We start from the raw sequence: 11,985 nt of genomic DNA, 5'->3' as shown, positions 1-11,985 counted from the left end.
AATTTGATATATTGCCTTTATTTTTGGTACAGCGACAAATGTTTCCCGTTGATCCATCGGCAAATACTCTTTTTTACAGCATTAGCTTTTCCGATGTCATTACTTTTATGCAAAAGAGGTGTTGAAATGAAATCGTTCGATTGGCATGAAGAAGCAGAAAAACAGTGGGACAAAAAAGCGGGCTTTTGGCACAAGAGCAGTGAAGACATGTGGGAGCACGGAAGTCGGAAAACGATCGTCCCGTTTTTGGCTACATACATACCAAAAGAAGGAGAAGTCGCCGATTTTGGATGCGGCGATGGCTATGGTTCGTGGAAGCTATATCAGGCAGGCTATCGCGTTATTGGGGTTGATTTATCAAGAGAAATGATTGAAAAAGCAAAAGCACGCGGAGAGCATGAACGGCTGCGCTTTATCCAAGGTGATTTGACCCAATTGCCGTTTGCTGATGAAACGTTTTCCGGCGCCATGGCGATTAATTCGCTCGAATGGACGGAAGAACCATTGAAAGCGCTCAATGAAATGAGACGAGTGCTGAAGCGCGATCATTATCTATGTGTTGGCCTGCTCGGTCCTACGGCGGCGCCGCGCAAAAACAGTTATCTGCGCCTGTACGGAAAACCGGTCATTTGCAATACGATGATGCCATGGGAGTTTGAACAATTGGCACAAGAAAACGGATGGGACATCATCGATGGACAAGGAGTTTACAAGCGAGGAGTGCACGAGGATACGATCCGCTCCTTGCCGACCGAGCTAAAACAAGCGCTCACATTTATGTGGCTCTTTATGTTGCGAAAAAAATGACAACTTAGGGTGTATGCGCACAACAGCGGCTTCTTGCATAAACTAAAATAAGAAAAGCGTAAGTGCAAATGTTTCTTCCCATAGAAGTACTTACACTTCGTAGAGGGATAGTTTGCTCCCAACCTGCCTTGCGTAAGTGTTGCAGCAATGCTTGTTCAAGAAGCAAACCGGTTGAGCGATTTTCTTTTAAAAAAGAGTTGTTTTGATGAAGACAGTTCCCTATGTTTGATTTCTATTTCCTACATTAATAGCCGTATCCAACGAACGATAATTAATAAAATAAACAACACAACAATCAATGAAAAACGGTTACCAGCTATAACTCATCTTGTACTCACCTCCTATGCCGAAGCTATCGTATGTATGATAAAGGGATAAGAGATGCGCTGGACAGCTGTAGGGAAACAACAAAATGAGAAAGATACCTGTCGAAAAACGAAAAAAACCTTGGTATGAAACCAAGGTTTTTTTTCGATTCATAAATTTTTAGCTTAACTGGCTACATATTTTTCTTCCCATTTATGCCGCCATTTGTTGCGCCGCTCCATTCGCGAACCTTTATACAAATGTTTATACTTTCGCCAATGAGTTTTCCATTGCTTTCTTCGTTCTGCTCTCACTTGTCCTTCATCCTTTCTAGTTGCGTAAGTTTCTCCATATTCTCTTTTTCGTTCTTCCCGCTGTCGAACCCTTTGACTTTTTTTGTCGAGGAAAAAGAAAGTTTTGGGGATAGACGAAGCATTAGGCAAATTTCTTCACAACGGGATAAAAGTATGGGCTTGACCAACCTAGGCGAAGGGAGTTAGTGTATCAAACCGAATAAATAGAAAGAAATACATGACGATAGAAGGGGAGAAGCTCAAACAGAAAATGATTCTCTTTGTTTTTCTCCTGTATTAATTATACTCATTTTATGTGTTGGGTGTAGGGGAAATTCAAAAGAAATTGTCGGAAGCATTGTCCAAAAAAGATAATTGAATGGACATTTAGAATAGAAAAGTAAAAATTACCAAAAATAAAAACGTTGAAGACATCCTGCTAAAACAAGTGGAAGCAAAAGCGTAAAGGCAGAGATGTCACGAAAAAAAGATATATTGCTAACAATAGAGTATAAAATGATAAATAAGCTAGAAGTGATGAATTAAGGTATGGATGAATGGCAACAGAACAGCAACGAGGATGAGACAAAGAGGTGACGGAAAGTTAAACAAGGAGAATGATAGAGTCAAGTAACGAATATCGGCTTTATCTGATTTTATGGGAAAGCAGTCTCATTAAACCTTACTTGTTGAGCTATTTCTTGCATTTTTTTCAGTTAGACTATCTCTATTTACGATAGCTGCTGGATTGCCTTTGTTCGCTTTATTACTGAACGCATTGTAATGATATACCCTAACCTTCCAATGATGGTTGGTTACTTCTTCTATTCTTCTATTTGTTTAAAGCATATGGTTTGAGGCTATCAAATTCGTTAATGGAAAGGGGGGATATGCCAGCTTACCTGAATAAACTTTCTATTAATGGGGATTTAGGCGGTTTTATTATCATTCTCTACACAAATATGTTCCTATATAATCTGAAGAACCTAAAAAGAAGGCGGAGTGGGAGTTCCGCCTTCTTGACCACAAATAAAAATGAGTTGAAATCAATAAAAATGTTAGGAGGAATAAGTGGAAAGACGTTGATTTTATAGGCGTTCTATTCAAATTAAATTATTTTAAAGAAAACAGAATATATTTATTCCCAAATATACGGTGTTTCTTGATAGACGTAATAGTTGAGCCAGTTCACAAATAATAGATTCGCGTGAGACCGCCAAGTGTTCAACGGCGCTTTTGTCGGATCATCATTAGGGAAGTATGATTCCGGCATTTGGATCGGCAGTCCTTTCGCTAAGTCGCGCTCGTATTCTTCTTTTAATGTAGTCGCATCGTATTCAGGATGGCCGGTTAAAAAGATTTGCTTCCCGTCGTTAGAGGCTACTAGACAAACTCCGGCTTTCTCAGAAACAGATAAAATCGTTAAATCGGGAACTTGTTCGATATCTTCGCGCAGTACATCAGTATGGCGCGAATGTGGAATGCGGAACACATCATCAAATCCACGTAACAATTTTACATTTTTTACTTCTAACGAATGTTCAAAAATGCCGAAGCATTTTTGCGGCAACATATATTTCGGAATGCCGTAATGATAGTAAAGCCCCGCTTGTGCCCCCCAACAAATGTGCAAGGTAGAAGTGACATGGGTTTTTGTCCATTCCATAATATCCGCTAGTTCGTTCCAATATGTAACCTGTTCAAATGGCAAATGCTCGACAGGCGCCCCTGTAATAATCATTCCGTCAAACTTACGATGACGAATATAAGGAAATGTCGTATAAAACTGTTCAAGATGGTGTTTGCTTGTCGTTTTTGCTTCATGAGTTTCTGGACGCAAAAAGGTGATGTTTACTTGAAGCGGAGAGTTCCCTAGCAGACGCAATAATTGTGTTTCCGCCTTTTCTTTTTGCGGCATTAAATTCAAAATGACTATATTTAACGGACGGATGTCTTGAGAATACGCCCGCTCTTCATCCATAACGAAAATATTTTCTTGTTCTAGTATTTCTTTGGCAGGGAGATTTTTTGGAATATTAATTGGCAACGGTCTCATCCTCCATTCCTTTATTTTTTAAATAATTCAATTATAAAAATATTATAAATTTTATTCAACGAATTTTTTTTCGGACGATACGAATGGTACAATAAATATATTCAGTTTTTTATTTATAGTGGAGGAAAAGCAATGACAGTGACGGCAAATGGGAAAACTGACTTAGAAATCGCACAACAAACAAAGTTGAAACGAATTGAAGACATCGCTGGTGATCTTGGACTTTTAGAGGAAGAATGGGAACCGTACGGTCATTATAAGGCGAAACTCTCCTTAAACATCATGAAGCGGCTTGCAACGAAGCCTGATGGGAAAGTCATTTTAGTCACATCTATCAACCCAACGCCGGCAGGAGAAGGAAAATCAACAGTTACGGTAGGATTAGGACAGGCTCTCCATCGCCTTGGTAAAAAAGCGATTGTGGCCATGCGTGAGCCCTCGCTTGGACCGACGATGGGAGTCAAGGGCGGAGCGACGGGCGGCGGCTATTCACAGGTGCTGCCGATGGACGAAATTAACCTTCACTTTACGGGAGACTTGCATGCGATTACGGCTGCCAATAACGCTTTAGCGGCCTTTATCGATAACCACATTCACCATGGCAATGAATTGCGGATTGACCCACGCCGCATCGTTTGGAAACGTGTTGTTGACTTAAACGATCGGGCACTGCGTCACGTCGTTGTCGGTTTGGGAGGACCGGCACAAGGTGTGCCGCGGGAGGACGGATTTGATATTACCGTTGCATCGGAAATCATGGCTGTTTTTTGTTTGGCGAGTGATCTACAAGATTTAAAACAGCGTCTTGCCCGCATTGTTGTTGCGTACAATGTAGACAAGCAGCCAGTGACGGTAAGAGATTTAGGTGTTGAAGGGGCATTAACGCTTTTATTAAAAGATGCGTTCAAACCGAATCTTGTCCAAACGGTCGAACATACACCGGCGCTTGTGCATGGCGGTCCGTTTGCCAATATCGCACATGGCTGCAATAGCGTTATTGCGACGAAAATGGCACAAAAGCTCGGTGACTACGTTGTGACAGAAGCAGGGTTTGGCGCTGATTTAGGAGCGGAAAAGTTTTTACATATTAAAACGCGTTTTTCACAAATCAAGCCGGAAGTGGTTGTTATTGTCGCCACCATTCGCGCCTTAAAAATGCATGGTGGAGTGGAAAAGGAACATTTACATATAGAGAATGCAGAGGCGTTACGCGCAGGATTGGCGAATTTACAAAAGCACATTGAAACGATTCAAGCATTTGGATTGCCGTTTGTTGTGGCGATCAATCGCTTTATAACAGATACAGAACAAGAAATTAAAACGCTTACAAATTTTTGTGAAAAACACGGCTATCCGGTCGCATTAGCAGAAGTATGGGAAAAAGGCGGAGAAGGTGGACTTGATTTAGCGAAAAAAGTGCTTGACGCAATGGAAAGCGGCAATAGCAAGTTCACACCTTTATATGATGTCAACGAACCGATTCCCGACAAGATTCGCAAGATCGCACAAATCGTCTACGGAGCGAAGGACGTAGAATTTTCGCCAAAAGCGAAAAAACAAATGACCCAGCTTGAGATGCTCGGATGGGGTCATTTACCAATCTGCATGGCCAAAACGCAATATTCTCTTTCTGACGACCCGACAAAGCTTGGCCGACCGACCGATTTTACGATTACGGTACGCGAATTAAAACCATCGATTGGAGCAGGTTTTCTTGTCGCGTTAACCGGTGATGTCATGACGATGCCGGGGTTACCGAAACGACCAGCCGCGCTACGTATGGATGTAGACGAAAACGGAAATGCGATCGGACTGTTTTAGAAAAAGGGGGGAGTGTATGTTTGACCCAACCGTATTTGATAATTTAAAAACTGTACTCGAAGGAGCGATTTACGATCTTGATCTAGATGGAACCATTGTTATCACCGATCGTCACGATTTTGTCGACTTGGCTCATTTTTCGCGGACGTATCACATTACGTTTCGATTGCAGGAGAGCGAAGAGACAGGCGTTCTATGCACAGTAACGTTACAAACAAAATTAGAACAAATTGCCGGAGAGTTGCTTCAGCAAAACCTAACTAAGCCGGGCTGTATGTTAACAATTACGTTTTATATGCCGATACAGCAAATTGAAACAACATGTCCGCTCATCGAAGATACATTGTTAGGCATTTGGGGAGCTAACCGCCTTATTCGCCAAACGTTACGGCGTGATTATAAAAGCAAAACAGAAGCGTACGATAATGAAATTACAATCGAATTCGGCCGACTGATTCATGAAGAGAATGTCACTGATTTACAGGCAATGGTTCCGTACATGCTTAAATCGCTTCAACAGCTTCAACCATTTTACGGGATGTAAAAGCGCCGAAGTGGAAAAACGCCGGAAAATTTCTTATGATGAAAAAGAGAGGTGAGAATGATGAGCATTTATGATTTTACTGTCAAAACGATTCGTGGCGAGGAGAAATCGTTAGCGGACTACAAAGGAAAGGTGCTATTGATCGTCAATACAGCAAGCAAATGCGGATTTACTCCACAATATAAGGAACTTCAAGAACTGTATGAACAATATCGTGATCACGGGTTTGTTGTGCTTGGATTTCCTTGCAATCAATTTGGCCAACAAGAACCGGGAACAGAGCAAGAAATCGAACAGTTTTGTCAAGTGAATTACGGTGTGACGTTTCCGATGTTTGCGAAGGTGGATGTCAACGGAGAACATGCACACCCGCTTTTCGTATATTTAACAGAAAAAGCGCCGGGTATTTTTGGAACGAAAGCGATTAAATGGAATTTCACAAAATTTTTAGTCGATCGATACGGGAACGTTGTTGAACGGTTTGCGCCAAAAACGAAGCCGAGCGATTTAAAAGCCGAAATTGAAAAACTGTTGAACGCGTAGCGATAGAAACTGTCTTTCCGCTTAGGAAGGACGGTTTTTTGTGACACAAGGCTAGCTTTCTTGTGCCGAATCTTCTTTCTTCTTCAAACGGAAAGAAAGAACATGTGATTGTTGCGAGTAGGCAGAGCGTTTCCATTTTTCTAAACGGAAGGGATTGTATGAACAAACAAGAATGTATTCAACGGACAGCGGACTATGTGAAAATGCTATTGGAACATGACACAAGCGGTCATGATTGGTGGCATATCAAGCGCGTTCGGCGCCTGAGTCTAATGCTTGCGACACAAGAAGGAGCGGACCCATTTATCGTGGAAATGGCTGCACTTCTTCATGATATCGCCGATGAAAAAATTGCCGGAAGCGAAGAAAAAGGAATGGCGACGGTGAGAGCGTGGCTTACCCAGCTGCCTTTATCAACGGACGAAATCGAGCAAATAATCGAAGCCATTTCTACCGTTTCTTATAAAGGCGGGCACGGGAAAAAGCCGCTTACGCAGGAAGGAATGGTCGTCCAAGATGCTGACCGCCTTGATGCGCTTGGAGCGATCGGAATTGCGCGCACGTTTATGTATGCAGGCAGCCGCGGACATTCCATGTATGATCCGGCGATTCCTGTTCGTGAAACGATGACAAAAGAAGAATATCGTTATGGCCGCAGTACGGCGCTCCATCACTTTTACGAAAAATTGCTGAAGCTAAAAGATCTGATGAATACAAAAAGCGCTAGGAAACTGGCAATGGAGCGCCATCGATTTATGGAGCAGTTTTTACAACAGTTTTATCGAGAGTGGGATGGTCACGATGAAGATGTTAACCGTTGAAAACCTTGGAAAAAGCTATGGAGAAAAGACGCTGTTTCGCCATCTTTCATTTACGATTAAAGAACAGGAACGCATCGGCATCATTGGCATCAACGGCACCGGAAAATCGACGTTATTAAAAATCATTGCCGGTGCGGAGGCGGCTGATGAAGGACAAATCACTCATTCCAAAGACTATACGATTGGCTATTTGTCGCAGCATCCGGATTTTCAAGAGCATTTCACTGTGCTTGAACAAGTATTTCATCGCGATACACCGCTTATTCGCTTATTGCGCGATTACGAGTTGGCGCTCGCAGAGCTCACAAAGCATCCGCTTGATGAAAAAAGACAAGAGCGTCTGTTTTTCTGTCAACAACAAATGGATGCGATGAACGCTTGGGAGGCAAATGCCAATGCGAAGGCGATTTTGACGAAACTCGGCATCGATGATATGACGAAACGGATAGGGGAGCTATCAGGAGGACAAAAGAGACGCGTCGCGCTGGCACAAGCGTTAATCGAAGCACCGGATTTGTTGATTTTAGATGAGCCGACGAACCATCTCGATTATGAAGCGATCCGTTGGTTGGAAGAATATTTGGCCCGCTATCAAGGAGCGGTGCTATTTGTCACACACGATCGTTATTTTTTAGATCGTGTCACAAATCGCATTTTTGAGCTTGATCGCGGCACTCTTTACACGTACACAGGCAATTATGCTTCTTTTTTGGAAGCAAAAGCGATTCGGGAAGAGCAAGAGCGCGCTTCGGAAGCGAAGCGGCAAAACTTATATCGTCGCGAGCTCGCTTGGGTGAAGCGGGGAGCCAAAGCACGGACAACAAAGCAAAAAGCGCGCCTAGAGCGGTTTGAAGAACTGGAAAAATCGCTTCATGTCGAACAAAAAGCAAGTTTAGAAATAGCTTTAGGGGGCAGCCGCCTTGGAAAAAAAGTCATCGAGCTGAAGCAAGTCAGCAAATCATTTGGAAATCAAAAGATTCTCCATCGGTTTAGCTTTCTCATTAAACCGGGGGACCGAATCGGCATCGTCGGACCAAATGGAAGCGGAAAATCGACTTTATTAAATTTGTTGGCTGGACGGATTCAACCGGATGAGGGAGACATTGACATCGGGCCAACGGTCAAAATCGCCTACTATACCCAAGAACATATCGATATGAATGAGCAGCAGCGAGTGATCGAATATGTTCGCGAAGCAGGGGAAGCCGTTCGCACGATCGGCGGTGCCACGATTTCAGCTGCGCAATTGCTGGAGCGTTTTCTTTTTCCTATGAGCATGCACGGCACGCCGGTTCGTAAGCTGTCAGGCGGAGAAAAGCGCCGCTTATATTTATTGCGGCTGTTGATGACAGAACCAAATGTTTTATTGCTGGATGAGCCGACAAACGATTTCGATACGCAAACATTGACCGTTCTTGAGGATTATTTACAATCGTTTCCTGGCGTTGTCATCACGGTGTCTCACGATCGCTACTTTTTAGATAAAATCGCCGAGCAACTCTTCATTTTTGAAGGGAACGGACAAATCGCAACATATGTTGGGGAATATTCTGCGTACTTAGAAAAACAAATAGCTAAACAAGCCATGCAAAAACAAGAAAAGGCACCGGCCAAAGAAGCGACAGCGCCAAAAAAGACAGTGAAACGTCGTCTTAGCTTTAAAGAGCAAAAAGAGTGGGAAGAAATTGAAGACAAAATTGCTGCTTTAGAAACAAAACTACAGCAATTGACCGAAGAAATGGAGAAACACGCTAGCGACTACGAAAAAGTGCGAGAGCTAGCGAACGAACACGAAAAACTCACAGCGGAACTCGATTTGCTTCTTGAACGCTGGGCGGAGCTATCTGAACTTGTTGAATCATTGCAATCTTAAGCAAGAAGGAGGGGTACATGTTGCGAATCCAATCAATTGAACCAACACCTAGTCCTAATACGATGAAAGTGCTGTTAGATGAAGAACTTCCATTCGGCACAAGCCATAATTATAAGCCGGACAATGTTCATACCGCTCCCCCGATCATTCAGCAGTTAATGAAAATTGATGGGGTGAAAGGCATTTATCATGTTGCTGATTTTTTAGCGATTGAACGAAATCCAAAATACGACTGGAAAGAGATTTTAACTAAAGTGCGTGAAGTGTTCGGTGAAGATGTAGAGCGCGTTCAAGGTGAACAGCGGCAGCATAACGAACATTTTGGCGAAGTGAAAGTATATGTACAAATGCTGTACGGTTTGCCAATGCAAGTGAAATTAACGGACGGTGAACAAGAGCGACGTGTCGGTTTGCCAAAGCCGTTTATGGATGCCGTCATCGAAGCGCAAAAATATGCTGGAAACGTCGTTCTGGAGCGAAAATGGGTCGAAAAAGGTGTTCGTTACGGTACGTTCGAAGAAATTGGCAACGAAATCGTTGAAGAGCTTTCCGCTGCGTATCCACCGGAGCGGCTGGAACGCATCGTGCAAATGTTTCGCCGCGGAGAGCAGGGAAAAACGCAAAAGCGCACAAGCGTTAAGGTAACAGAAGAAATGTTAGACAATCCGGATTGGACAAAACGCTACGCCGCACTAGAGCAAATGGCAGAGCCAACAGAAGAAGATTTGCCGATACTAGCCAAAGCGCTCAAAGATGAAAAAGTTTCGATTCGCCGCTTGGCAACCGCCTATTTAGGCATGATCGGCGGCAAAAAAGTATTGCCTTATTTATACGAGGCGTTAAAGGATAAAGCTGTTTCCGTTCGCCGTACGGCCGGTGACTGTTTGTCCGATATTGGCGATCCTGAAGCAACTCCGGTAATGATCGAAGCGCTCAAAGACCCAAGCAAACTCGTGCGTTGGCGTGCGGCTATGTTTTTATATGAAGTCGGTGATGAATCAGCGCTCCCAGCCTTAAAAGCGGCAGAAAACGATCCAGAGTTTGAAGTAAGCATGCAAGTAAAAATGGCAATTGAACGCATCGAAGGTGGCGAGGAAGCGAAAGGTTCGGTGTGGAAGCAGATGACGGAAAGCAGGAAACAAGAGAAATAGCAATGAATTTTTTAGCGTAAAGGATATTATGATTTAACAAAAAAACAGAGAAGATATTGCTGGCGTTTTCGCTGTAAGTATGTATATAGTAAAGAAACGTTTTGACTTTTGTAAAATGATTCTACAAAAGTTTTTCCTCGAATCCTGTGAAAACGAAGGTGGAGGAAGAAATGATTGAACGAGTGTTTGCGGACATGGTCTGTGTTGGGCGGTCTATCTAGGGGGAATTTTTTATATGAGGACGATGCTTGTTTGTGCTGCTATGAATCGAAAGAACTAGCTGCATGTCTGTGGAGAGTGACTCAAAATTTCTATCTAGGCTCTTTTTTCAGCAAAATAGGGCTCAGAGCTATGATGTGGGTTCTATTTTGTTTGCAGTCTGAAGGGCTTGCTTATTTTTGCAAGCCCTTTGCTATTTTGGTTGATTTTTCGGGCATAAAATAGTATTCTGTTGACATTGAGCATGGTTTGGAGGGATGTATTGATGTCTATGGCTTATGAAGAATATATGCGTCAGCTCGTTCAACCGATGCGCGATGAGCTTGTTCGTGCAGGGTTTCAAGAGTTAAGAACGGGCGAAGAGGTAGAAGAGTTTATGGAAAACGTCCAAGGAACGACATTTGTTGTTGTCAATTCCGTTTGCGGCTGTGCCGCGGGATTAGCTCGCCCGGCAGCGACACAAGCAATTTTACGAAGCGAGAAAAAACCGGATCACTTGGTTACTGTATTTGCTGGACAAGACAAAGAAGCGACAGCGAAAATGCGCGAATACTTTGTCGGTATTGAACCGTCTTCTCCATCGATGGCGCTGTTGAAAGGAAAAGAGGTCGTTCATTTTATTCCGCGCCACGAAATTGAGGGAAGCTCGATGGAAGCAGTTATGGAAACTATTATGACGGCATTAGAAAAATATTGCTAATAGGATGTCTTATACAGGCATCCTTTTTATATACGTTAGGAAGGAATTTATGGTGGTATGATTGTCACAACAGCAGGAAGAACGAACAAAGAAATGATCGAAAAAGCAAAGCAAATCGCTGCGGAACTCCGCATCCCGTATGTAGCAAGGAGGAAAATGTCGGTGGAAGAGCTGCAAAAGCAGCAACACGATGATGTTCTTGTTGTCGGTAAAAAACGTCTTGAAATGTATTCTGCTGACGGGGCTCCGCCGTTCTTTTTCCATCCGAATTCGGCGATGTTTCGTGTCAAGCGGGTGTTGCGCGGGGAATCAGAGCCGTTTTTAGAAGCGACAAAATTACAAAAGGGGATGTCGTTTTTAGATTGTACGCTTGGACTTGCCGCGGATAGTATCGTTGCGAGTGTCGTTGTCGGTGAAAGCGGCAATGTGACTGGAGTGGAAGGAAATCGTTACATCGCTTATTTAGTTGAACAAGGGTTACACCAGTGGGATTCCGGCATTGCGCAAATGAATGAAGCGATGAAGCGCATCCGCGTGGTTCATGCCGATTATCGTTCCTTTTTATCTTCCCTTCCAGATCGCTCTTTTGACGTCGTTTATTTCGATCCGATGTTTGAGCACCCCATTATCGAATCCGATGGTATCCAAGGAATCAAATCGTTTGCAATTTATACAGAGTTAACGGAAGAAGTGATTCGCGAGGCAAAGCGAGTCGCACGTCAGCGAGTTGTACTTAAGGATCATTGGCAAAGCACCCGATTTCAACGGTTTGGCTTTTTTGTGTATGTGCGCAAAACAGCGAAATTTCATTTTGCGACGATAGAGCTTACAGAAGAATAGAAAAAAGAGAG

12 protein-coding genes are annotated in these 11,985 nt (G+C 43.2%); 9 read left to right on the top strand and 3 right to left on the bottom strand.

What is annotated here, in order from left to right; translation table 11 throughout:
- Window positions 1–126: 126 nt before the first annotated feature.
- On the top strand, window positions 127–807 hold the full coding sequence (locus HNR31_RS13035) for a class I SAM-dependent methyltransferase (protein WP_181556666.1): 681 nt from the start codon (window positions 127–129) through the stop codon (window positions 805–807).
- A 239-nt stretch (window positions 808–1,046) separates the two neighbouring features.
- Here HNR31_RS13035 and HNR31_RS19350 read toward each other — a convergent pair whose 3' ends face one another.
- The 3 genes from HNR31_RS19350 to metA form a co-directional block, all read right to left on the bottom strand.
- Window positions 1,047–1,127 carry a YjcZ family sporulation protein gene (locus HNR31_RS19350; RefSeq protein ID WP_181556740.1) on the bottom strand — a complete coding sequence of 27 codons (81 nt, stop codon included), beginning with the start codon at window positions 1,125–1,127 and terminating at the stop codon, window positions 1,047–1,049.
- A gap of 171 nt (window positions 1,128–1,298) precedes the next feature.
- A complete protein-coding gene (locus HNR31_RS18845; protein ID WP_258561079.1) occupies window positions 1,299–1,427 on the bottom strand; it encodes a hypothetical protein in 129 nt (42 codons plus the stop codon).
- Window positions 1,428–2,544: 1,117 nt separating this feature from the next.
- Entirely contained in the window at window positions 2,545–3,453 is a 909-nt protein-coding gene (gene metA, locus HNR31_RS13025; RefSeq protein ID WP_181556665.1) for a homoserine O-acetyltransferase MetA, read from the bottom strand.
- A gap of 141 nt (window positions 3,454–3,594) precedes the next feature.
- Here metA and HNR31_RS13020 point away from each other — a divergent pair, with 141 nt between their 5' ends.
- The 8 genes from HNR31_RS13020 to HNR31_RS12985 all read left to right on the top strand — a co-directional run bounded on the left by HNR31_RS13020 (window position 3,595) and on the right by HNR31_RS12985 (window position 11,974).
- Complete coding sequence (locus HNR31_RS13020) at window positions 3,595–5,283, top strand: formate--tetrahydrofolate ligase (protein WP_181556664.1); 1,689 nt, start codon at window positions 3,595–3,597, stop codon at window positions 5,281–5,283.
- A 16-nt stretch (window positions 5,284–5,299) separates the two neighbouring features.
- Entirely contained in the window at window positions 5,300–5,827 is a 528-nt protein-coding gene (locus HNR31_RS13015) for a hypothetical protein (protein ID WP_181556663.1), read from the top strand.
- 60 nt (window positions 5,828–5,887) lie between these two features.
- The gene (locus HNR31_RS13010) at window positions 5,888–6,370 is read left to right on the top strand and encodes a glutathione peroxidase (protein WP_181556662.1); all 483 of its coding nucleotides are present in this window, start codon (window positions 5,888–5,890) and stop codon (window positions 6,368–6,370) included.
- 158 nt (window positions 6,371–6,528) lie between these two features.
- Complete coding sequence (locus HNR31_RS13005) at window positions 6,529–7,191, top strand: HD domain-containing protein (protein WP_181556661.1); 663 nt, start codon at window positions 6,529–6,531, stop codon at window positions 7,189–7,191.
- A complete protein-coding gene (locus HNR31_RS13000) occupies window positions 7,172–9,064 on the top strand; it encodes an ABC-F family ATP-binding cassette domain-containing protein (protein ID WP_181556660.1) in 1,893 nt (630 codons plus the stop codon). Before HNR31_RS13005 ends, HNR31_RS13000 begins: the two co-directional genes overlap by 20 nt.
- 20 nt (window positions 9,065–9,084) lie before the next feature.
- On the top strand, window positions 9,085–10,215 hold the full coding sequence (locus HNR31_RS12995; RefSeq protein ID WP_181556659.1) for a conserved virulence factor C family protein: 1,131 nt from the start codon (window positions 9,085–9,087) through the stop codon (window positions 10,213–10,215).
- Window positions 10,216–10,699: 484 nt separating this feature from the next.
- Window positions 10,700–11,134 carry a BrxA/BrxB family bacilliredoxin gene (locus HNR31_RS12990; protein ID WP_181556658.1) on the top strand — a complete coding sequence of 145 codons (435 nt, stop codon included), beginning with the start codon at window positions 10,700–10,702 and terminating at the stop codon, window positions 11,132–11,134.
- 57 nt (window positions 11,135–11,191) lie between these two features.
- Window positions 11,192–11,974 (top strand): class I SAM-dependent methyltransferase, encoded by a 783-nt coding sequence (locus HNR31_RS12985; RefSeq protein ID WP_181556657.1) that lies wholly within the window; start codon window positions 11,192–11,194, stop codon window positions 11,972–11,974.
- Window positions 11,975–11,985: the final 11 nt, after the last annotated feature.

The organism is Thermaerobacillus caldiproteolyticus, assembly GCF_013761245.1.
GTDB lineage: Bacteria > Bacillota > Bacilli > Bacillales > Anoxybacillaceae > Thermaerobacillus > Thermaerobacillus caldiproteolyticus.
The sequence above is the reverse complement of the archived record's forward strand: the minus strand, read 5'-3'. Positions and strand labels throughout refer to the sequence as shown.

Excerpts from the sequence above, each read along its gene's own strand:
- HNR31_RS13005 (WP_181556661.1), top strand. The coding sequence starts at position 6,529 with ATGAACAAACAAGAATGTATTCAACGGACAGCGGACTATGTGAAAATG.
- HNR31_RS13010 (WP_181556662.1), top strand. The coding sequence starts at position 5,888 with ATGAGCATTTATGATTTTACTGTCAAAACGATTCGTGGCGAGGAGAAA.
- HNR31_RS12985 (WP_181556657.1), top strand. The coding sequence starts at position 11,192 with ATGATTGTCACAACAGCAGGAAGAACGAACAAAGAAATGATCGAAAAA.
- HNR31_RS13000 (WP_181556660.1), top strand. The coding sequence starts at position 7,172 with ATGAAGATGTTAACCGTTGAAAACCTTGGAAAAAGCTATGGAGAAAAG.
- HNR31_RS13020 (WP_181556664.1), top strand. The coding sequence starts at position 3,595 with ATGACAGTGACGGCAAATGGGAAAACTGACTTAGAAATCGCACAACAA.
- HNR31_RS12990 (WP_181556658.1), top strand. The coding sequence starts at position 10,700 with ATGTCTATGGCTTATGAAGAATATATGCGTCAGCTCGTTCAACCGATG.
- HNR31_RS13035 (WP_181556666.1), top strand. The coding sequence starts at position 127 with ATGAAATCGTTCGATTGGCATGAAGAAGCAGAAAAACAGTGGGACAAA.
- HNR31_RS13015 (WP_181556663.1), top strand. The coding sequence starts at position 5,300 with ATGTTTGACCCAACCGTATTTGATAATTTAAAAACTGTACTCGAAGGA.